This is a genomic window from Staphylococcus sp. AC872 (assembly GCF_979255425.1).
In genome coordinates this window covers 1-23,504 of sequence record NZ_CEEDKW010000003.1, presented here as the reverse complement: position 1 = coordinate 23,504, position 23,504 = coordinate 1, and the positions used below count along the sequence as shown (strand labels likewise).

At 33.4% G+C, this 23,504-nt stretch carries 18 protein-coding genes, 1 tRNA gene and 1 other RNA gene; 15 read left to right on the top strand and 5 right to left on the bottom strand.

Features of this window, described 5'->3' with window-relative positions:
• Positions 1-531: 531 nt before the first annotated feature.
• Both ACZ267_RS05875 and ACZ267_RS05870 read left to right on the top strand, forming a co-directional pair.
• Positions 532-1,530, top strand: coding sequence for a LysM peptidoglycan-binding domain-containing protein (locus ACZ267_RS05875; RefSeq protein WP_002466875.1), 999 nt, complete (start codon positions 532-534; stop codon positions 1,528-1,530).
• Between the two features lie 152 nt (positions 1,531-1,682).
• Complete coding sequence (locus tag ACZ267_RS05870) at positions 1,683-2,612, top strand: NAD-dependent epimerase/dehydratase family protein (RefSeq protein ID WP_002466889.1); 930 nt, start codon at positions 1,683-1,685, stop codon at positions 2,610-2,612.
• Positions 2,613-2,658: 46 nt separating this feature from the next.
• Here ACZ267_RS05870 and ACZ267_RS05865 read toward each other — a convergent pair whose 3' ends face one another.
• On the bottom strand, positions 2,659-4,155 hold the full coding sequence (locus ACZ267_RS05865; protein WP_463680294.1) for a glycosyltransferase: 1,497 nt from the start codon (positions 4,153-4,155) through the stop codon (positions 2,659-2,661).
• A 291-nt stretch (positions 4,156-4,446) separates the two neighbouring features.
• Positions 4,447-4,716 (bottom strand): hypothetical protein, encoded by a 270-nt coding sequence (locus ACZ267_RS05860; protein WP_002451933.1) that lies wholly within the window; start codon positions 4,714-4,716, stop codon positions 4,447-4,449.
• Positions 4,717-4,909: 193 nt separating this feature from the next.
• Between ACZ267_RS05860 and ACZ267_RS05855 the strand changes: the two genes are divergently transcribed.
• Positions 4,910-5,293, top strand: coding sequence for an NUDIX domain-containing protein (locus ACZ267_RS05855; protein WP_002466888.1), 384 nt, complete (start codon positions 4,910-4,912; stop codon positions 5,291-5,293).
• Positions 5,294-5,307: 14 nt separating this feature from the next.
• Positions 5,308-5,772 carry a GNAT family N-acetyltransferase gene (locus ACZ267_RS05850; RefSeq protein ID WP_463680293.1) on the top strand — a complete coding sequence of 155 codons (465 nt, stop codon included), beginning with the start codon at positions 5,308-5,310 and terminating at the stop codon, positions 5,770-5,772.
• Between the two features lie 50 nt (positions 5,773-5,822).
• Here ACZ267_RS05850 and ACZ267_RS05845 read toward each other — a convergent pair whose 3' ends face one another.
• The 3 genes from ACZ267_RS05845 to gltC all read right to left on the bottom strand — a co-directional run bounded on the left by ACZ267_RS05845 (position 5,823) and on the right by gltC (position 8,712).
• On the bottom strand, positions 5,823-6,587 hold the full coding sequence (locus tag ACZ267_RS05845; RefSeq protein WP_015365371.1) for a YibE/F family protein: 765 nt from the start codon (positions 6,585-6,587) through the stop codon (positions 5,823-5,825).
• Positions 6,584-7,696, bottom strand: coding sequence for a YibE/F family protein (locus tag ACZ267_RS05840; protein WP_015365370.1), 1,113 nt, complete (start codon positions 7,694-7,696; stop codon positions 6,584-6,586). Before ACZ267_RS05840 ends, ACZ267_RS05845 begins: the two co-directional genes overlap by 4 nt.
• Before the next feature lie 140 nt (positions 7,697-7,836).
• Entirely contained in the window at positions 7,837-8,712 is an 876-nt protein-coding gene (gltC, locus tag ACZ267_RS05835; protein ID WP_019235840.1) for a glutamate biosynthesis transcriptional regulator GltC, read from the bottom strand.
• Between the two features lie 199 nt (positions 8,713-8,911).
• Between gltC and gltB the strand changes: the two genes are divergently transcribed.
• The 11 genes from gltB (at position 8,912) to recR (ending at position 23,063) form a co-directional block, all read left to right on the top strand.
• A complete protein-coding gene (gltB, locus tag ACZ267_RS05830; RefSeq protein WP_079449199.1) occupies positions 8,912-13,408 on the top strand; it encodes a glutamate synthase large subunit in 4,497 nt (1,498 codons plus the stop codon).
• Between the two features lie 15 nt (positions 13,409-13,423).
• Positions 13,424-14,887: a glutamate synthase subunit beta gene (locus ACZ267_RS05825; RefSeq protein WP_002466873.1), complete on the top strand. Its 1,464-nt coding sequence runs from the start codon at positions 13,424-13,426 to the stop codon at positions 14,885-14,887.
• A gap of 53 nt (positions 14,888-14,940) precedes the next feature.
• A tRNA-Ser gene (locus ACZ267_RS05820) sits at positions 14,941-15,033 on the top strand.
• A gap of 294 nt (positions 15,034-15,327) precedes the next feature.
• Positions 15,328-16,764, top strand: a complete 1,437-nt coding sequence (gene treP / locus ACZ267_RS05815; protein ID WP_002466879.1) for a PTS system trehalose-specific EIIBC component — start codon at positions 15,328-15,330, stop codon at positions 16,762-16,764.
• A 75-nt stretch (positions 16,765-16,839) separates the two neighbouring features.
• Positions 16,840-18,477 (top strand): alpha,alpha-phosphotrehalase, encoded by a 1,638-nt coding sequence (gene treC / locus ACZ267_RS05810; RefSeq protein WP_002466878.1) that lies wholly within the window; start codon positions 16,840-16,842, stop codon positions 18,475-18,477.
• 25 nt (positions 18,478-18,502) lie between these two features.
• Entirely contained in the window at positions 18,503-19,237 is a 735-nt protein-coding gene (treR, locus tag ACZ267_RS05805) for a trehalose operon repressor (RefSeq protein ID WP_015365368.1), read from the top strand.
• 91 nt (positions 19,238-19,328) lie between these two features.
• Positions 19,329-19,598, top strand: an RNA gene (ffs, locus tag ACZ267_RS05800) — signal recognition particle sRNA large type.
• Positions 19,599-19,753: 155 nt separating this feature from the next.
• Positions 19,754-20,284: a GNAT family N-acetyltransferase gene (locus ACZ267_RS05795; protein WP_002466880.1), complete on the top strand. Its 531-nt coding sequence runs from the start codon at positions 19,754-19,756 to the stop codon at positions 20,282-20,284.
• Between the two features lie 70 nt (positions 20,285-20,354).
• A complete protein-coding gene (gene dnaX / locus ACZ267_RS05790) occupies positions 20,355-22,055 on the top strand; it encodes a DNA polymerase III subunit gamma/tau (protein WP_002466882.1) in 1,701 nt (566 codons plus the stop codon).
• An 89-nt stretch (positions 22,056-22,144) separates the two neighbouring features.
• Positions 22,145-22,462, top strand: coding sequence for a YbaB/EbfC family nucleoid-associated protein (locus ACZ267_RS05785; protein ID WP_002466877.1), 318 nt, complete (start codon positions 22,145-22,147; stop codon positions 22,460-22,462).
• A 4-nt stretch (positions 22,463-22,466) separates the two neighbouring features.
• Positions 22,467-23,063 (top strand): recombination mediator RecR, encoded by a 597-nt coding sequence (gene recR, locus ACZ267_RS05780; RefSeq protein ID WP_002466890.1) that lies wholly within the window; start codon positions 22,467-22,469, stop codon positions 23,061-23,063.
• The last annotated feature ends 441 nt before the right edge of the window (positions 23,064-23,504 follow it).

Below are 23,504 nucleotides of genomic sequence, written 5' to 3'. Positions count from 1 at the left end.
ATACAATATTTAAAAATAGCTATAAAGACTGTTATGACAGAGTATTATAAAGTTTTAGCCATTCAATATTAGCATAAAATAAATTTTGGTTTTAGTAGTATTAACTTGATAAAACATAGGTGCTAAAAGATTTGGAATAGTCTATATGATTGCTAATCACACTTTAAACATTCATTTTATAAATTAGATTGCAATTATTATTGGTTTAATGAAGGTTCTAGGAATACTCCGGAATAATATGTTGATGATTCAAAATTAGGGTTGAGAGATATCAAGATTAGTACTTCTAAATAAAAATAGAAGCTAAAATTATTTATAAATTGATGTTTTTTGCAAATATTAAAAATGAAAAGAAAATATCACATATATATAGTAGAGATGGTTTATATGTATGAATCAATTCGATAAAAATATTATATTTGTAATCATAATGTCATGAAATACAAACACCATATACATATTAAGGGAGTATAATACATATTGTATAAAAAATCCGAGAAATAAATAGAGTATTTGAGGAGGAATAAGTAATTGAATAAAAAAATTATTGCTGCAATCGTTGGGACAAGTGCAGTGAGTGCTATTGCAGCAACACAAGCAGACGCAGCAACGACACACACAGTAAAAAGTGGCGAATCTCTTTGGTCTATATCTAGTAAATATGGAATATCTATTTCGAAATTAAAATCTTTGAATAATTTATCTTCTAATATAATATTTCCAAACCAAGTATTAAAGGTATCAGGTTCAACTAGTACTAGTAAACCAACTAGTTCATCATCTACAGGAACGAGTTCATCTACATATACAGTAAAAGCAGGGGACTCAGTATCATCAATAGCTGCTAAATATGGCATGAGTTATCAAAAATTAATGAAATTAAATGGTTTAAATAGCTTTTTAATTCATCCAGGCCAAAAATTAAAAGTATCAGGTACAGTTAGTACTAGTAAACCAAGTAGTTCGGCATCAACTACAGGAAGCTCATCAACATATACTGTACAAGCGGGAGATTCTTTATCATCAATAGCTGCTAAATATGGTACAACTTATCAAAAAATTATGAGCCTAAATGGATTATCTAATTTCTTTATTTATCCAGGGCAAAAATTAAAGGTGTCAGGTACTGCTTCTACATCAAACAGTAGTTCAAATACAGCTAACTCAAGTAATAATGGTTACAATACACCAGTATTTAATCACCAAAACTTATATACATGGGGACAATGTACATATCATGTATTCAACCGTCGTGCTCAAATTGGAAAAGGCATTAGCACATATTGGTGGAATGCAAACAATTGGGATAACGCAGCAGCAGCTGATGGTTACACAATTGATGGTAAACCAACAGTAGGTTCAATCGCGCAAAGTGATTCAGGATACTATGGCCATGTCGCTTTTGTAGAGCGAGTTAATAGTGATGGTAGTATTTTAGTTTCAGAAATGAACTGGGCAGCGTCACCAGGTATTGTGACATATAGAACAATTCCTTCATATCAAGTGAATACATATAGATATATTCATTAATATCATCTTATATGAACACAGAACTACTGATTAAGTTTAATTACTTTTTCGGTAGTTTTTTTATTGATCAAGCAATCATTATTATATTTTAGAAGATAATCACACAGTAATTACATGGTTTATACCGTGCAGGCACCTAGGAGGACAACAACATGAAAGCACTAATTACGGGCGGGGCGGGTTTTATCGGTTCACACATAGCACAAAAATGTATTCAAAATAATATTGAAGTACATGTAATTGATAATTTATCAACTGGTCGTATAGAAAATATACCATTTGTTAAAAAAGAGTATTTCTATCAAGAAGATATCAATAATTTGAAATTTGTCTCGGACTTAATTAAAAAAGAAAGATTTGATTATGTCATTCATTTAGCAGCTATGGTGAGCGTCGTGGAAACAGTTCAACAACCGGGACGATCTAACCAAGTGAATATCGATGCTACGTTGAATATTTTAGAAACACTCAGGTTACAGCATTCTAATATAAAAAAATTCTTGTTTGCATCATCTGCAGCCGTTTACGGACAATTAGAAGGATTGCCTAAAGCAATTCATTCACGTATTGATCCAAGGTCTCCATATGCAGTACAAAAATATGCTGGAGAAAGTTACGCTAAAATTTATCATCAATTGTACCATTTACCTACCGTTTCACTACGGTTTTTCAATGTATATGGTCCAAGACAAAATCCATATTCTGATTATTCAGGGGTCATTTCAATTCTTAATCACAAATTTAATCATAAAGAAACATTCACGTTTTATGGAGATGGTTTGCAAACGCGCGATTTTATTTATATTGATGATTTAGTTGAAGCATGTTGGTTAGTATTGCACAATGACAACGTTAATGGCAATGTTTATAATTTAGGAACTGGGAAACAAACGACTTTAAAGCAGATGGTCAACATATTTGAACAGCATTTTAATTATAGTATTCCATACGTTTATGATGAGGAAAGAGTTGGAGATATTAAACATTCATATGCAGATATTTCACCAATTCAAAGTTTAGGATTTAGCCCTCAATATTCTGTTGAAAAAGGAATCCAATCTTATTTAGAATATCAATCATAAAATATCCTCCTTACTTTGTCTTAATAACAAAGTAAGGAGGATATTTTTAAATTGCCTTTAACTCTTCGAGTAATTGCTTATAATGTTTAACAGCTGTTGAGTAATATAGTTTTTCATTATTTTCAACATTAGTGAGAGGTTGTTCGATGATTTGAGTCATATAGTTGGCTAATTGATTAATATTATTTGCTTCAACTAAGTAACCGTTTTTAGCATGATCGATAATTTCATTAGGGCCATACCTAACGTCATATGAAATAACAGGACATCCCATAGAAATACTTTCCATAATTGTGAGTCCAAATCCTTCATAGCTACTTGTTAATAATGATGCTTTTGATTTTTTAAATTCGGCTAATGGACTAGAAGTATATTTATGAATGCTAACTTGATTATTTAAATGATTTGCGTCGATAATGTCTTGCATCATAGCTTTTTGGTTATCTTCATCTCTGCCATATAATGCCAATTTTGTCTGATGACCACTTTTTAAAAATTCTATATACGCTTTTAATAGATGATCTAATTGTTTTTCTTTGCTGAATCTACCTATAAATACAAAACGATCTTCAACATTTTCATTATCAACAGATTTGTTGGTTTCAATAAAGTGAGGAATAACTGCAAATTGCTTATCTGGTATAGGATACATGTCTTGAATATCCACTTTTTGTTGTTGAGTTAAGACTATAAACTTTTCAACATGTTCTTTATGTTCAAATGCATATTTGAAAGATTTTTTTATTTGAGTACCAGATAAATGAGAACTATGCAATACTAGTATATTGCGAGTTTGATGTGATTGTGCCAGTAATGGATCGTCTAAGAGTCTTGCATCACTGAAAACAATGTCTCCATCTTTGAATTTATGTTCGAAATAGTATTGTGCGAATGCTTTATCATTGGAGAAAGTTTGATATACATTGCCATCTTTTAAAAGTTTAACTAAATTGACGCTATTTTTTTTATTGTCTTTAAAATGACGTTCGCAGTACATTTCACCATTTGGATAATACATCATTTCTTGGCTTTTCTTTGTAGAATTTTCAAAATAATAAATAATTCTATGCAAACAGCCATATGAATTATATTCACTTCGTTTTGTCTTCAAACCAGTTTCAGGAGAAATGATATCTTCGTAATGTACGATTGAATTATTATTGAAATATTTTCTATAACGCACTAATTGATTATCTTGATAATAATGTATCTCGTGATTTTGAGTATTCTTTTTAGCTTTAAGCCCAGAAATACGTTTTGGTATTTTATTGTATTTTGGTTTATTAAAGACTTTTGTTTTGGGAACGTCATAAATTTTATAATTTGTTAACCATTCATAAATGTTTTCGAATTCTATGTTTTTAGTGACTTTATGATCTTCTAAAAATGTTTGATAAATATTTGGGTAGTTTCTATTATAATTTGTCGTCAAAATTTTAGTGGGTATATTAAATTCTTCATCTATCAATTTAATTCTTCTTAATAAAGCTTGGGTTCTACCGCCATGTGAGGGAGGTAAGGTAGATGTAATCGTGTAAATCATTTGGTAAACTCCTTTCAGTAATACCGCATCGATTCGTTAATTTATACTTTGTGAAATATGAAACATAATAACTTTGAATTATTGTCATGTTAATGTCTATGAATAAGAATTACAAATATTTTGATATTTAAAATTTTGAAGAACGGAAGAGTTCATTTTTTAAAATAAAAACATTATATGAAATAATCAGTGATTTTTAGCATCGTAAGTTAAGGATAAAAGTAAAAAACAAAAGTCTGAATCCTCACATGAGAACTCAGACTAAAACTATCTTATCTATATATCATATTTTTAGTATTCATTTTTAACTTTTCTAAAGCTTGTAAATAAACGTGCTCCATTAATAGCGAATGATACTAATGCACCTAATTTACGGAATTTATAAGGAGATTTAATAGATACATAAAAATCTAATAATGTACCTAATGTACTTAGGCCCAATGATAGGTATACGAGTTGCTTATTTTTAGCATCATATTTAATACCATTATAGCCATCAACAATAAATCCTGCGATTCCGAATAAATTTGATAAGCGTGTTGCGCTTGATTTTTTTGCCATGATTTTACCTCCAATGCGTTTGGGTATTATTTTTATCCCAATTCAAACGTAGTTATTAATATTGATTACCCATATTTTATTGATTATACACTAAAATAGATAAAATAATGTAGATAAAGATTTTGCGAAATTATGATAACATAAAACTAAATATATTTTGATTATAGAAGTATCTGCCGAAAGGAGTTAGGTTATGATTAAATGTGTTTGCTTAGTAGAAGAAACAGAGGACCAAATATTACTTGTACAAGTACGTCATCGTGAAAAGTATTATTTCCCGGGTGGTAAAATTGATGAAGGAGAAACACAATTACAAGCTTTAAAAAGAGAGCTAAAAGAAGAATTAAAGCTAGAACTTTCAGATGAAGAATTGTCTTATATAGGGACAGTCGTTGGAAAAGCATATCCTCAAGAAAATATGTTAACAGAGTTAAATGGCTATCGAGCAACCGTACCAATTTATTGGGATAATATACATACGGATAATGAAATTACTGATATTAAATGGTTTGATAAAAATGATTCAGTATATATTGCACCGGCTGTCTTAACTTGGATAAAAGAAATATCAGGTTAATCAAAGGAGATAATATGGAAATTAAAATATATCACCCACAATTTTTGGAAGCTATTCAATCAATACAACTATCTGAAGAAGATGCGCGCTATACAAAAACACCGTTGGAAAACTTGGAATCCGCAAAAGCGAATGAAAATAGACATCCAACATTTGTTATGGAAAGGGGAAAGTGTGTCGCGTTCTTCACTTTACATGAAGGAGATGGACCAGCACCATATTCTACTAATCCAAAAGCGATTTTCTTTAGATCATTTACTGTTGATGCACGATACAGGGGCAAAGGTGTAGGGAAACGTGTCATCCATCAACTGAGTACTTATATAAAGGATACATATCCACATATTAATGAAATTCTATTGACTGTTAACATCGATAATCCAAGAGCTATCCATTTGTATGAACAAGCTGGATACCTCCATATAGGTAAGTCTACGATGATAGGGAAGCCTGTATATGTAATGTCATATCCATTATAAAAAGCAGCACGTAGGAAGTTGGTAGTATGCTTCCTATATGCTGCTTCATTTTATTTGAGAACAGTTGATTTTCTTTTGATTAAAAACGCAGTGACCCAAGCTGTGATTGGGATGCTAATAGCGACAGCAATACCTCCAAATAGAATTGAAATAAATTCTTGGGCAAAGATTTTCGAATTGATAATATGGCCAAAAGAATAATTTAATTTGAAGAACCAAAAGAATAATGTCAATTGACCACCGAAATAAGCCAAATATATAGTGTTTGCAGATGTTGCAAGAATTTCTCTACCTACACGCATACCTGATTGAAATAATTGATGTTGACTTAAATTTGGGTTGGTATCATTTAATTCATACATTGGTGAACTGATGGTGATAGCTAAATCAATGACGGCAGCGATAACAGCAAGAACAATAGTAAATATCATGAATTGAACCATATCGATACCGATATTCATTGAGTATACATATGTTTCATCTTGTTGTTCTGTCGCGAAGCCTTGTAAATGACCTACGTTCACCGAAATATATATAGCTAGAATTAATATAAGTGTTGTTATAACTGTTCCTATAAATGCGGCTTGCGTTTTAACATCATAACCATTTAATACGAAAAGATTACAAGCTGCGACAACGATACAGAATATAATAGTTGTAATATATATCGGTACACCAAAAATAATCATTAAAATACTAATGACTAAAATGATGAAGTTTAAAAATAATGTCGCAAATGACACGAGCCCTTTTTTACCTCCAAAAATAATCATTAGCACTAGTAATATCATGCCTAATATTGTTATTGCACTCATCGATTTTCACCTCGCATTTTAAGCCATAATTCCATTAAACCGATAGTGATAGGGATAGTTAAAACAATTCCGATACCACCTATCAATGCTCGAGCAACTTCTAATGACCAATTCATGGAAATGGTATAAGTGATGGTGTTGGCATTTTTTAAATATATGAGAAACATAGGTAAGCTACCAGATAAATATGAGAATAATAAGATGTTTGTCATCGTCCCCATAATATCTTGGCCGATATGTCTACCTGCTAATGCCCATCTTCTCATGCTAATTTGAGGTGTTCGTTGCAATATTTCGTTCATCCCACTTGCGATAGTGATGGCTACATCCATAACAGCACCAAGTGACCCAATTAATACCGAAGCTAAAAACACATCTTTTGGGGGTAGGGTTAAAAAACTCATTGTTTCATATTTAATACCATTGCCATGAGTGAAGCGTATAACTAACTCAGCGATACCTATACAAAGGAACGTACCAACAAGTGTAGATACAATGGTAATCAATGTTCTTATTCGCCAACCTGTAACAAGTAATAGAGTCAATGTCGTTGAAACAATCATTGCCATCACCATCAATGCAAATAAACTCGTATTTGTCATTTGATTATGAATATAAATAGCGCCTAAAACTGCGATTGAATTCAAGACGAGTGAAAGTATAGATTGTAAGCCTACTTGTCTACCAACAATTAATATCGTGATGAAGAAAACGCCTGTAATAAGAACGATTAAAACATCGCGTTTTTTCTCAATGATATCAGCGTCGCTTGGCTTTTTAGAAATATGTAATAGAACTTTATCGTTTTTAGTAAAACGTTCTGAATCAGCTTGTGATTTAACAAATTCGTTAGTAATTGTTGTTGATTTACCTTCAAATTTACCGTTTAAAATCTTCACGGTAAGTTGGTCTTTGTATTTGATATCCTTATTATGTTGATCGTCAGTTACATGTTGTGTGCTCAATCTTTGAACATCTGTTATTTTACCGATAGGCATTTGATAACATTTTTCATTAAAAAAAGTGAATATAAATAAACCTAAAAATATGAAGACAAATGCCATAAGGATCCAATAAAATTTATTTTTGAAAAAAGTATTGAATTGCATTCAATAAACCTCAATTCTTCTGTGAAATAATAGAATGATTATACGCTTATTTAATTTAGATTTCAAAAATAAACAGAAGCGGTCCTTTTAATTACCGTTATTCATATCATTGACCTAATTGTTTACCACTGAATTTATATTTAATGGTACGTAGATGTTTTATTAAACAATACTTGTATTGTATGTAAAGCAACAGGTAAATCAGGTTTATGATTTTCCTTTTTAGAAATTACACAAATTGTACGTTTTATATCAGTATGGCTAAGAGGTATTTTAATCCACTCATGTGAATGACTATCTAACGAAACATTTTGAGGTGTAATCAAAACACCTCTTTCCTTTTTTAAAAGATATTGAGCCAATTGTTTATCTGATATCGTACGTATGTCGGTAGGCAATTTTTCTTTAATTGAGTTTGGTAACACTGTTAGACAAAAGACATTTTGCAAATGCAGTTGAGATAAATGGGGTTGCAGTGTTAAGGCGATAGGGTCTCTCTTGTTCGTATATAAATGATAATGTTCCTCGAATAAGGTTGTCATATTTAATTCAGGGTGTTGTTTAATTTCATCAGTCAGTTCAATGATACCTATATCTATTTCTCCTTTAATTACATCATCTAATATTTCATTGTCTTGACTCAAATTAGGGACAACTTGACTCTCTGATTGTTCTTCAAAAATTTGAATGAGGCGGCCTAATTTATGAGAGGCTTCACTATCACTATAGGATAAAAAGATATTCTGATTACTTAATGTCTGTTGATGTTGAAATAATTGTACCGTTTGGTCTAATTGATCCAATATTTTAGTGGCTTCAGTTAATAGTTGTTTGCCTTCAGATGTTAATAAGATATTCCGACCTTGCCTTTTAAACAAGGTCACATTTAATTCCTTTTCTAATTGAGTCATTTGACGACTTATGGCGGATTGGGCGATATTTAATTCTAATGCAGCTTCAGAAATATGCTCTCGTTTTGCTACTTCTACAAAATATTTAAGTTGTTTAATCTCCATCATTTCAATCCTCACTTTTAGCTTACTCTATGTCTATCTAACATTACTTTTAACACTTATTATAACAGTTTATTCGTCAATTGTTCTAATTTTTAGATAAATATCATCTAATTTATATATTGAACAGATGAAACAATTACATTATATTAATGATTACTATATATTAATTGTCAGAAAATTCTAAAAGGGAGTGTGCATCATGTATAATGAGAAGCTAAAAAAGGGATTATACGATTATCGTGAGGAACATGATGCTTGTGGTATTGGTTTTTACGCTAATATGGATAACATTAGATCGCACGACGTCATTGAAAAATCATTAGAAATGTTATGTAGATTAGATCATAGAGGTGGTATCGGTGCTGATGGAATGACTGGTGATGGTGCAGGTATCATGACTGAAATTCCCTTTAAATTCTTTGAACAATTGCATGATTTACCACTACCTAATGAAGGTGAATATGCAGTAGGACTATTTTTCTCTAAAGAACGTGTGATTGGAAGTAAACATGAAGCGGTGTTGAATCAATATTTTGAAAGTGAAGGCCTTGGTGTCATAGGTTATCGTGATGTACCTGTCAATAAAGAAGCAGTAGCACAACATGTAGCTAATACTATGCCCTTTATTCAACAAGTGTTTATCGATATTCGTCAAGCTGAAAATATAAATAAACAACTTTATTTAGCTAGAAAACAAATAGAGTATTACGCTGAACGAAAAGGGATAGAATTATATTTTACAAGTTTATCTCACAAAACGATTGTCTATAAAGGATGGCTACGGTCTGATCAAATTAAAGGGTTATATTTAGATTTAACACACGAAGCCTATCAATCGAAACTTGGTCTAGTACATTCAAGATTTAGTACTAATACATTTCCAAGTTGGAAACGTGCACATCCTAATCGCCTACTTATGCATAATGGCGAGATTAATACAATTAAAGGTAATGTTAATTGGATGCGTGCACGTCAAAATAAATTAGTTCATACACTTTTTGGTGAAGATCAACATAAAATACATCGTATTGTCGATGAAGATGGTAGTGATTCATCTATCGTTGATAATGCGTTAGAGTTTTTATCTTTGGCAATGGAACCGGAGAAAGCTGCAATGCTATTAATACCAGAGCCATGGCTTTATAACAAATCGAATAATAAAGATGTACGTTCGTTTTATGAATTCTATAGTTACTTAATGGAACCTTGGGATGGGCCTACAATGATTTCATTTTGTAACGGGGATAAGATTGGTGCATTAACAGACCGTAATGGTTTACGTCCAGGTAGATATACTATTACGAAAGATAATTTTATCGTCTTCTCTTCTGAAGTTGGCGTAATAGATGTTGATGAATCAGAGGTTGCGTTTAAAGGGCAATTAAATCCTGGAAAATTATTATTAGTCGATTTTAATAAAAATAAAGTCGTTGAAAATAATGAATTGAAATATGAAATTGCTAGTGAACATCCATATGCAGAGTGGCTAAAAACAGAAAAATATGAAGCTAATATTGATAATGTGACATACTGCCCAAATGAATATGATGCTAAGACTCTATTTAAACTACAACGTCAATTTGCGTATACAAAAGAAGAAATGAATAAGTATATTGTTGACTTAGTATTGCAGAAGAAGGATCCTATTGGTGCTATGGGCTACGACGCGCCTATTGCAGTTTTAAATGATAGACCTGAAAGCTTATTTAATTATTTTAAGCAGTTATTTGCACAAGTTACTAATCCACCTATTGATGCTTACAGAGAAAAAATTGTCACAAGTGAAATGTCTTATTTAGGTGGCGAAGGTAATCTTTTGAAACCTGATAAAACAGTACTTCATCGTGTTCAACTTAAAAAACCTGTATTAACAGAAGCCCAATTAGAAGCTATTGATACAGAGATCTTTAAAACGACTTATGTTTCAACTATATATCATGATGATTTAGAAGCTAGCTTGAATCGTTTATCTGATAAAGTAATACAGCATGTCAAAAATGGTTCTGAAATTATTGTATTAGACGATAGCTTATTAGCGTCTGAATCAGGATTTGCCATGCCAATGCTATTGGCAATGAGTCATGTTCATCAATGTTTGATACGCGAAGGTTTGCGTATGGAAACAAGTTTAGTAGCAAAATCTGGCGAAACACGTGAAGTACATCACGTAGCATGTTTATTAGGTTATGGGGCAAATGCTATCGTGCCATATTTAGCTCAACGAACGGTTGAACAACTCACAAATAATGGCAAACTACATGGCACAGTAACATCTAATGTCGAAACATATACAAACGTGTTATCAGAAGGTGTTATTAAAGTAATGGCTAAAATGGGAATTTCAACAGTTCAAAGTTATCAAGGTGCACAAATATTTGAAGCTGTTGGGATATCACAAACTGTTATTGATCAGTATTTTTCAGGAACGCAATCTAAAATTTCTGGTATTAGCATTCAACAAATTGATGAGGAAAATAAAGCGAAACAAGGATCCCATTCAGATTATTTAGCGTCTGGTAGTACTTTCCAATGGAGACAACAAGGACAACATCATGCTTATAATCCTAAGACTATTTTCTTATTACAACATGCTTGTCGCGATAAGGACTATGAATTATTCAAACAATATTCCGATACGGTTAACCAACAGCGACAAGATTTTATTCGTCATTTATTAGAATTTAAGACTTGTAAACCTATTGATATATCAAAAGTTGAGCCTGCTTCTGAAATCGTTAAACGTTTTAACACAGGTGCAATGAGTTATGGATCTATATCAGCTGAAGCACATGAAACATTGGCGCAAGCAATGAACAGTCTAGGAGGTAAAAGTAATAGCGGTGAAGGAGGAGAAGATCCTTTGCGCTATCAACCTCAGAAAGATGGTAGTAATAAAATTAGTGCAATTAAACAAGTAGCCTCTGGAAGATTTGGTGTAACGAGTGACTATTTACAACATGCAAAAGAAATACAGATTAAAGTAGCGCAAGGTGCTAAACCTGGTGAGGGTGGTCAATTGCCGGGTTCTAAAGTATATCCGTGGATTGCCGAAACAAGAGGATCTACACCAGGTATCGGTCTCATTTCACCACCACCGCATCATGATATATATTCTATCGAAGACTTAGCACAATTGATTCATGATTTGAAAAATGCGAATAAAGAAGCAGATATTGCTGTTAAATTAGTGTCAAAAACAGGTGTGGGAACCATTGCATCAGGGGTAGCAAAAGCGTTTGCAGATAAAATCGTCATCAGTGGCTATGACGGTGGAACAGGTGCATCACCTAAAACTAGTATTCAACATGCGGGTGTGCCTTGGGAAATAGGTTTGGCAGAAACACATCAAACGTTGAAATTAAATGATTTACGAAGTCGAGTAAAGTTAGAAACAGATGGTAAATTGCTCACTGGTAAAGATGTAGCGTACGCATGTGCGCTTGGAGCGGAAGAGTTTGGATTTGCAACAGCACCATTAGTGGTGTTGGGATGTGTCATGATGCGAGTTTGTCATAATGATACATGTCCAGTAGGTGTTGCAACTCAAAACAAAGATTTACGTGCTTTATTTAAAGGAAAAGCACAACATGTTGTACATTTTATGTATTTTATTGCAGAAGAATTACGTGAAATACTTGCCTCATTAGGATTGCGAACAGTTGAAGAATTAGTAGGACGAACAGACTTATTACAACGTTCCTCTCATATTAAGCCAGGAACAAAAGCAGCCTCTGTTGACATCGAACGATTAATCAACAAAGCGGATGGTCCTAATACTAAAGAAATAGAACAAAATCATCATTTAGATGAAGGTTTTGATTTGAATTATCTATATCCTGATGCCAAGCAAAGTATAGAGGCAGGTCATGTATTTTCAGGAAGTTATACCATTAAGAACGTTCAACGTGATGTTGGTGTGATTACTGGTAGTGCGATTGCTAAACGATATGGGGAAAAAGGTTTACCAGAAGATACCATTTATGTTCATACCGATGGACATGCTGGTCAAAGTTTGGCTGCTTTTGCGCCAAAAGGATTAACGATACATCATAATGGTGATGCGAATGACTATGTAGGTAAAGGTTTGTCAGGTGGTACAGTCATTGTGCAGTCGCCTAATACAACACGTGAAAATGAAATCATAGCAGGAAACGTATGCTTCTATGGTGCATCAAAAGGTAAAGCTTTTATTAATGGTAAAGCTGGAGAACGTTTCTGTATTAGAAATAGTGGTGCAGATGTGGTAGTTGAAGGTATTGGTGATCATGGATTTGAATATATGACCGGTGGTCATGTTTTAATACTTGGCGACGTAGGAAAGAACTTCGGTCAAGGCATGAGTGGTGGCGTAAGTTATGTATTCCCAAGTGATATCAATCAATTTAAGACACAGCATGCACTTAATACTTTGGAATTTAGTGAAGTTATGTATGACGAAGAAAAGCAATTTATTAAAAAGATGCTTGAAAGTCATGTGAAATATACACATAGCTCAAAAGCACAAAATATATTGCAACATTTTGATGAAATTGAAAATCTAGTTGTCAAAGTGATACCAAAAGATTATAAATTAATGATGCAAAAAATTGATATTCAATTACGTCAACACAATAAAAAAGACGACGCTATGTTAGCGGCATTTTATGATAATAGTTCAAGTGTTGATGAGACATTAAAACCAGCAGTGGTTTATTAAGAAAGAGGGATTATCATGGGCGAATTTAAAGGGTTTATGAAATATGAAAAGCAAGCATTATCAGAATTGTCTTTGATTGATCGTCTTTCAAATCATCACGCATTTCAACAACGTTTTACTAAGGAAGATGCATCTACTCAAGGGGCGAGATGTATGGACTGTGGTACACCTTTTTGTCAAAGTGGATTATCCTATGGTTTTGAAACGATAGGATGCCCCATAGGTAACTATATTCCGGAATGGAACGATTTAGTTTATCGAGGCGATTTTAAAGCAGCCTACGAGAGACTGAGTGAAACAAACAATTTTCCGGAATTTACGGGACGTGTATGTCCAGCACCATGTGAACAATCATGTGTAATGAAAATTAATCGAAATTCTGTAGCTATTAAAGGTATTGAGCGTACAATTATTGATGAAGCATATGAAAATGGATGGGTTAAGCCAAAATATCCTGAAGCGGATAAAGGGAAAAGCGTTGCCATCGTAGGAAGTGGTCCAGCTGGGTTGACAGCAGCTGATGAACTTAATCATAGAGGCTATAAAGTCACAGTATATGAACGAGCTAAAGAACCTGGTGGATTATTGATGTATGGTATTCCTAACATGAAATTAGATAAAGATGTGGTAAGACGTCGTATTAAATTAATGAAAGAAGCTGGTGTTCAGTTTAAAACTGGCATTGAAATTGGCGTCGATATCAGTCGTGAAGACTTAGAAGCAACATATGATGCTATTATTTTATGTACCGGTTCACAAAATGCTAGAGACTTACCATTAGAGGGACGTATGGGTTATGGCATTCATTTTGCAATGGATTATTTAACAGAGCAAACACGGTTTCTAACTGGTGAAATTGACGAAGTAACAATCACAGCTAAAGATAAGAATGTCATTATTATTGGTGCAGGTGATACTGGTGCAGATTGCGTAGCAACAGCATTGCGTGAAAATTGTAAATCCATTGTGCAGTTCAATAAATTTACGAAACTTCCTGAAGAAATCACTTTTGAAACCAATACGTCATGGCCACTTGCCTTACCAGTATTCAAAATGGACTATGCACATAAAGAATGTGAAGTGAAATTTGGCAAAGAGCCACGTGCATACGGTGTTCAAACAATGAGATATGATGTGGACGATTCTGGAAAAGTGAGGGGCCTGTATACACAAATATTAAGAGAGACTGAAGACGGTACGGTGATGGAAGATGGACCAGAGCGATTTTGGCCAGCGGATTTAGTTATACTTTCCATTGGCTTTGTAGGAACTGAAATCACCATTCCACAATCATTTGGTATTAAAACCGAACGAAATAAAATTGTGGCAAATGACAAAGACTTTAGAACGAGTCATTCGAAGATTTTTGCTGCTGGAGATGCACGCAGAGGACCTAGTCTTGTTGTATGGGCTATTAAAGAAGGAAGAGCCGTAGCTGACGCAGTTGAAACGTATTTAAACCAAGAAATTCTAGTGTAAAAAAAGAATTGACTTTTAATGAACACTATTATATGATAATTATTGTGTTCAATGGAGGAATACCCAAGTCCGGCTGAAGGGATCGGTCTTGAAAACCGACAGGGCCTTAACGGGCCGCGGGGGTTCGAATCCCTCTTCCTCCGCCATTAGAATTTTAAATCCAAGACTAATAGATATAAAAGGCAAGTATTCATTGTATAATGAGTATTTGCCTTTTTTATTTGCTTTTGAAAATCCCTTTCTTTATATAACTACCTTAAGACGGAGTTGAATACTGTAATATTGATAGTTCTATAAGCTTAATGAAGTGATAGTTCCAAACTGAAAAGTGACTCATTTGTGTCTTTTAACTGAAATATTATATCAATTTACTTGAAAGCCTTTACATAACTTGTCTAGACAAGTTATACTCTGAGTAAGAAAACAAAGGAGTGATGGCTATGGCTGTAAAAAAACAAGATGTAAAAGCCATTGTAGATGCAATTGGAGGAAAAGAGAACCTTGATACGGCAACACACTGTGTAACAAGACTACGGTTAGTATTAAAAGATGATAATAAAGTAGACAAAGATGCGCTAAGCGATAATCCATTAGTAAAAGGACAATTTAAAGCAGATCATCAGTATCAAATTGTTATTGGTCCGGGAACGGTAGATGAAGTTTATAAACAATTTGTAGCAGAGACAGGAGCAGAAGAAGCTTCTAAAGACGACGCTAAACAAGCTGCAGCTAAAAAAGGTAATCCAATTCAAAGATTGATTAAATTATTGGGGGATATATTTATACCAATCTTACCAGCAATTGTAACAGCTGGGTTATTAATGGGGATTAATAACATTTTAACCATGGAAGGTCTATTTGGACCTAAAAAATTAATAGAAATGTACCCACAAATTGCGGATATTTCAAATATTATTAATGTCATCGCAAGTACCGCTTTCATTTTCTTACCTGCATTAATTGGTTGGAGTAGTATGCGTGTATTTGGAGGAAGTCCAATTTTAGGATTGGTTTTAGGGCTTATCTTGATGCATCCGCAACTTGTCTCACAATATGATATAGGTAAAGGCCATATACCAACTTGGAATATATTCGGCTTAGAAATTAAGCAACTTAATTATCAAGGACAAGTTTTACCAGTCCTATTAGCAACATATGTATTAGCGCAATTAGAGAAAGCACTAAACAAAGTTGTACATGATTCTATTAAGATGCTCGTCGTTGGTCCAGTAGCATTATTGATTACTGGTTTCCTAGCGTTTATAGTTATAGGACCTATTGCTTTAATATTAGGTACAGGCATTACAAATGGTGTGACTTATGTATTTGAACATGCAGGATGGTTAGGTGGGGCGTTATATGGCTTATTATATGCACCACTGGTAATTACAGGTTTACATCATATGTTCTTAGCTGTTGATTTCCAATTAATGGGTAGTAGTTTAGGCGGCACATATTTATGGCCAATTCTAGCGATTTCAAATATTTGTCAAGGTTCAGCGGCATTTGGTGCATGGATTGTCTATAAACGTAAGAAAATGGTTAAAGAAGAAGGCCTAGCATTTACTTCAGGTATTTCAGGTGTGTTAGGTGTAACTGAACCAGCTTTATTCGGTGTGAACTTGCCATTGAAATATCCATTTGTTGCAGCTATTCTGACTTCAAGTGTACTAGGTGCTTTCATCGGTGCTCACAAAGTATTAGGTAGTGTTGGTGTAGGTGGTTGGCCTGCATTTATCTCAATCAAAAGTGAATTTTGGTGGATTTATCTTCCAGCTACATTAATAGCGACAGTTGTCCCAGCTGTATTAACAATAGTATTTTCAAGATTTAGTAATCAAAAAGCTAAAAAGATGGTCGACACATCTAATTCATAAAAAAAGTAAAGCGTTCAAGTTGATAAACCTCTGAGCGCTTTTTATTTTCATACAATACATAAAGGTGGTTTAACAATGAGTGAACAAGACTGGAGAAAATCAGTTGTTTATCAAATATATCCCAAATCATTTAATGATACGACGGGTAATGGTGAGGGCGATTTAAGAGGTATTATTGAGAAATTAGATTATTTGCAATTTTTAGGTGTAGATTATATATGGTTAACGCCTATTTATGAATCACCTATGAACGATAATGGTTATGACATTAGTGATTATCTAACTATTAATGAACGATTTGGTACTTTAGAAGATTTTAAAATTTTAGTGAAAGAAGCACACCAACGAGATATTAAAGTAATGATGGATATTGTGATTAACCATACATCAACAGAACATCAATGGTTTAAGGAAGCCATTCAATCTAAAGATAGTCCTTACCGAGATTATTATTTCTTTAGACATTCTGAAGATGGGCCACCCACAAATTGGGAATCCAAATTCGGAGGAAATGCATGGCAATATGATGAAAAAAGTGATGAATATTATTTGCACTTATTTGATGTTACTCAAGCAGATTTGAATTGGGATAATCCAGACGTTAGACAAGCCTTATATCAGATTGTCAATTATTGGATTGATTTCGGTGTGGACGGTTTCCGTTTTGATGTAATTAATCTTATTTCCAAAGGTGAATTTAGGGATTCTGATAAAATCGGAAAAGAGTTTTATACGGATGGACCAAAAGTGCATGAGTATCTACATGAATTGAACCAACATACGTTTGGTGATAAGCATATGATGACTGTCGGTGAAATGTCATCTACTACCATTGATCACTGTATTAAATATTCTAATCCAGAAAGAAACGAATTGAGCAGCGTATTTAATTTCCATCACTTAAAGGTAGATTATCCTAACGGTGAAAAATGGGCTAAAGGTAGTATGGATTTCCAACAGCTAAAAAAAATATTGATGGATTGGCAATTAGGTATATATGAAGGTGGTGGCTGGAATGCGATATTCTGGTGTAATCACGATCAACCACGTGTAGTTTCACGATTCGGGGATGATAGTACTGAATCTTTACGTCAAGCAAGTTCTAAAACATTAGCCATTGCGCTACACATGTTACAAGGAACGCCATATATCTATCAAGGGGAAGAAATTGGTATGACTAACCCTCATTTCAATTCAATAGACGCATATAGAGATGTAGAATCATTAAATGCTTATGATTATTTGAAAAATCAAGGATATAAAGAACAAGAAATTTTAGAAATATTAGATCAAAAATCACGTGATAATTCCCGTACACCAATGCAATGGAATGCATCGAATCATGCAGGTTTTACAACTGGTGAACCTTGGATTAATATTCCTCAAAACTATCAACATATTAATGTGGAAGAAGCAATGAAAGATTCTGAGTCTATTTTACACACATATAAAACATTGATTTCGTTAAGACATCATCACGATATAATAACTTATGGTAATATTGAACCAATGTATATGGAACACGAACAATTATTTGTATATCGTCGTCATTATCACAACCAAACTTGGCTGATTATAGCTAATTTTTCTAAAGAACCTGTAATGCTACCTGAAGATTTAAATGTCTCAGGTGATGTGATTATTCAAAATGGTACGTTAGAACAACGTCAAATATCAGGGTTTGGTGCAATGGTGGTTGAAACGGCGAAGTAATTTTAAGTAAAAAGAGGATATCAACATGGCTCAAAAGAAATTCATTTCCATTTATGAACAGTTAAAAAATCAAATTTTATCAGAACAATACCAATATGGTGATCAAATACCGTCAGAGAATGAATTGGTATCTACTTATGGAACATCTAGAGAAACGGTTCGTAAAGCACTTGAGTTGTTAGCGAATGATGGCATGATTCAAAAGATTAGAGGAAAAGGGTCTGTTGTTATATACCAAGGTATCACTGAATTTCCGTTTTCAGAGTTGATTAGTTTCAAAGAGGTACAAAATCAATTAGGTTTGAAACACCAAACCGAACTTATTGTTAATGAAGAAGTTAGAGCGGGCGATTATGAAAGAGTGAGGTTAGCATTAGGATTAAAAGCTGAAGAAAGATTGATTCATGTTATTCGTACGCGTTCTATTAAAGGCAAGGTGAAAATCTTAGATGAAGATTTTTTCTTGAAATCTGTGGTTAAATCTATTACTGCTAGCGTTGCCAAGAAGTCTATATATGACTATTTAGAAAATGATTTAGCATTAGATATTAGTTATTCAAGTAAATCTATTACCTTTGAACCATTTTCAAAATTAGACTATGAGATGTTTGGTGATATAAACCCTCCTTATACAGCGACAGTGCGAAGTACAGTATATTTAAAGGATACGACACAGTTTCAGTATAATATATCTAAACATCTTGCGACTGAATTTAAATTTAAGGAGTTTTCAAGACGTCGCGAAAATTTATTACAATAAAGTTGAAGTGGAACGAATTTATGATAGATATTTATAGTTGTAAGATTTTAAGCTTGCAAACATAATAGGAATTATAGTATTATAAATCTTACCGTGCTAGGTGGGGAGGTAGCGGTTCCCTGTACTCGAAATCCGCTTTATGCGAGACTTAATTCCTTTGTTGAGGGCGTATTTTTGTGAAGTCTGCCCGAAGCACGTAGTGTTTGAAGATTTCGGTCCTATGCAATATGAACCCATGAATCATGTCAGGTCCTGACGGAAGCAGCATTAAGTGGACTCTCATATGTGCCGTAGGGTAGCCGAGATTTAGCTAACGACTTCGGTAACGTTTGTGATATACGTTCGATACAAAGGTGCACGGTTTTTAAATTGATAAATAATATCGAATATAGATTTGAGCGACTTATGAGATGAGTCGCTCTCTTTTTTATATAAATAGATAAATGTGACATAATTTGATAAAGTTATAACGAAAAAACAAACGAAATAGCTAATGACGTATATGGTGGTGTAAAGATGCAAATCTATTTGAGTACCTTAACAGAAGTGGACTATGAAGAATCATTAAATAGTATTGAAGCAAATTATGATGAACAACCGGAAGCAAGTTGGCAGGAAAAAGCGCTTGTTAAAACACTTAGAAAGTCAGATGACTATAATTATGAGCTAGAGGTTATAGCGAAGAACGAGCAAAATGAAGTGATTGGACATATCATGCTTGTCGAAGTCAGTGTCATTTCAGAAGAGAAAACATATACCGCTTTGACAGTTGCTTCATTATCAGTAAAAAAGGAATTAAGAAATCAAGGATTAGGTAAAGCACTAGTTCAAGCTGTTGAAGAACGTGCGAAATCAGAAGGGTATACTACAATTGTAGTTGATCGAGAAACATCGTACTTTACTCAATTAGGATATCAATTAGCAAATGAATATGATTTATATTCTGAAGATGAAGATGTCACACAGCCTTTATTAGTGAAGTTTCTATGGGATAATTTAACAGACCAACCAATTGGACAAGTAAAATATCCAAGTATTATGCGTTAAAGAATTTTTATTGATGAACATGCTAGCACAAATGATATAATAGAGAGTAATTGCAAACGGAGGTGCTAAGGTGAATTATCAAGCGTTATATCGTATGTATCGTCCTCAAAGTTTTGATGATGTCGTTGGACAAGAACATGTAACTAAAACTTTGCGAAATGCGATATCTAAAGGGAAACAATCCCATGCCTATATATTTAGTGGCCCTAGAGGAACAGGAAAAACAAGTATTGCTAAGGTGTTTGCTAAAGCTATTAATTGTACAAATAGTACAGATGGAGAACCATGTAACGAGTGTGCGATTTGTAAAGGTATCACTCAAGGTACTAATTCTGATGTGATTGAAATAGATGCTGCGAGTAACAATGGTGTTGACGAGATCAGAAATATTAGAGATAAAGTTAAATACGCACCAAGTGAATCTGAATACAAGGTTTATATTATTGATGAAGTGCACATGTTAACGACAGGTGCTTTTAACGCGTTATTAAAAACATTAGAAGAACCACCTGCACACGCAATTTTTATATTAGCTACGACTGAACCGCACAAAATTCCACCAACTATTATTTCAAGAGCGCAAAGATTTGATTTTAAAGCTATCAGTTTAGAACAAATTGTCGAACGTTTGAAATACGTAGCTGATTCACAGTCATTACCTTACGATGATGAGGCACTAGAATTTATTGCTAAGGCCTCAGAAGGTGGTATGCGAGATGCGCTAAGTATTATGGACCAAGCTATTGCTTTTGGAGATGAACATTTAACATTGCAAGATGCGTTAAATGTTACGGGTAGCGTAGATGAAGCATCTTTAAATGAATTATTTAAAGATGTAGTTAAAGGTGATGTCAAGGCATCATTTACGAGATATCATCAATTTGTTACTGAAGGGAAAGAAGTCAATCGTTTAATAAATGATATGATTTATTTCGTCAGAGATACAATTATGAATAAAACGTCTAATCAAGACGTTGAATATGACGCACTTCTTCATTTTGACTTGGACACCTTATATCGCATGATCGATATTATCAATGATACTTTAGTATCTATACGTTTTAGTGTGAATCAAAGTGTTCATTTCGAAGTGTTGTTGGTAAAATTAGCTGAAATGATTAAAGCTAAACCAGAAACAGTGCAAAATGTTGCTACGACCCAAGTTGCTACAGAACCTAACAATGATGTTTTATTACAACGTATGGAACAATTAGAGCAGGAATTGAAAGTATTAAAATCTCAAGGTATAGCTACATCAGGACAAACGCAATCACCGAAAAAACCAATTAGAAGTCAACAACGCTCAAAAAATGCATTTTCTATGCAACAAATTGCTAAAGTGCTAGATAAAGCCAATAAAGATGATATCAAACTACTCAAAGATCATTGGCAAGAGGTCATTGATCATGCTAAAAACAATGATAAAAAGTCTTTAGTAAGTTTACTTCAAAATTCAGAACCAGTAGCGGCAAGCGAAGATCATGTGTTAGTGAAATTTGAAGAAGAGATACACTGCGAAATCGTTAATAAAGACGATGAAAAGCGTAATAATATAGAAAGTGTAGTTTGCAATATCGTTAATAAAACAGTCAAAGTAGTAGGTGTTCCTTCAGATCAATGGTTACGTGTAAGAGCAGAATATCTTCAAAACAGAAAGCATGATCAACATAATGAAGCGGAAAAAATAGAAACTGAGCCAGAACAAGAAGATGTGGCACAAAAGGCAAAAGATTTATTCGGAGAAGAAACAGTACATATGATAGATGATTAGCTACACATGACAAGGCTAATATTCGTATGTATAATATAAACAAAGTTAGTATTTAAAGAATTCTAGGAATTACAAGGAGGAAATAGATTATGCGCGGTGGCGGAAATATGCAACAAATGATGAAACAAATGCAAAAAATGCAAAAGAAAATGGAACAAGAACAGGAAAAATTAAAAGAAGAACGTGTAGAAGGTACAGCTGGTGGCGGTATGGTTACTGTAACTGTTACTGGACATAAAGAAGTCATAGATGTACAAATCAAAGAAGATGCAGTAGATCCAGATGACGTTGAAATGTTACAAGACTTAGTATTAGCAGCTACTAATGAAGCGATGAACAAAGCTGACAAGTTAACACAAGAACGCTTAGGTAAACATACTCAAGGCTTAAATATCCCTGGAATGTGATAACATGCATTATCCAGAACCTATATCCAAACTTATAGATAGTTTTATGAAATTGCCAGGCATTGGTCCTAAGACCGCTCAACGTCTGGCATTTCACACATTAGATATGAAAGAAGATGACGTCGTTCAATTTGCGAAAGCACTCGTAGATGTAAAGCGTGAACTTACCTATTGTAGTGTGTGCGGACATATAACTGAAAAAGACCCTTGTTATATTTGCGAAGATAAACAAAGAGATCGCTCGGTCATTTGCGTCGTTGAAGATGATAAAGATGTTATTGCAATGGAAAAAATGAGAGAGTTTAAAGGTTTATACCATGTTCTACATGGCTCGATATCACCTATGGATGGTATAGGCCCTGAGGACATTAATATACCAGCATTGGTTGAACGCTTGAAAAATGATGAAGTTAAAGAGTTAATACTCGCAATGAACCCAAATCTTGAAGGTGAATCAACAGCAATGTATATTTCTCGTCTCGTCAAACCAATAGGCATTAAAGTCACTCGTTTAGCACAAGGATTATCTGTTGGTGGAGATTTAGAATATGCAGATGAAGTAACGTTATCCAAAGCGATTGCAGGTAGAACCGAAATGTAGCAATTAGCACTGATACATAATGTGTCAGTGTTTTTTAATTTTCTTTAATAAATCATTAAAAAGTTAAAGTTTGGTTATAGGCGGGGTGAAGAAGTATATTGCGATGAGAACCAAAGAGTTTTTATTTCAAAACCGAACTTTTATAACAGTCTTTATCACATTATACGAAATTAGTGATACCAAGAGATTTAGGTAGTTAAGAAAGTGTAAATTTTACTGTTGTTAAAAGTTTTGAATGTCTGTATAGTATATATTTGTTGAGCGAAACAAAGCGAAAACAACACAAATCACTTCAAAAATTATTTATAAAAAGTTATTGACTTTCGAGTTGATAAGGCGTATAATTAATTCTTGTCGGTAAAAGAAATGAACATTGAAAACTGAATGACAATATGTCAACGTTAATTCCAATAATGTAACGAAAGTTACAACAATTAATTT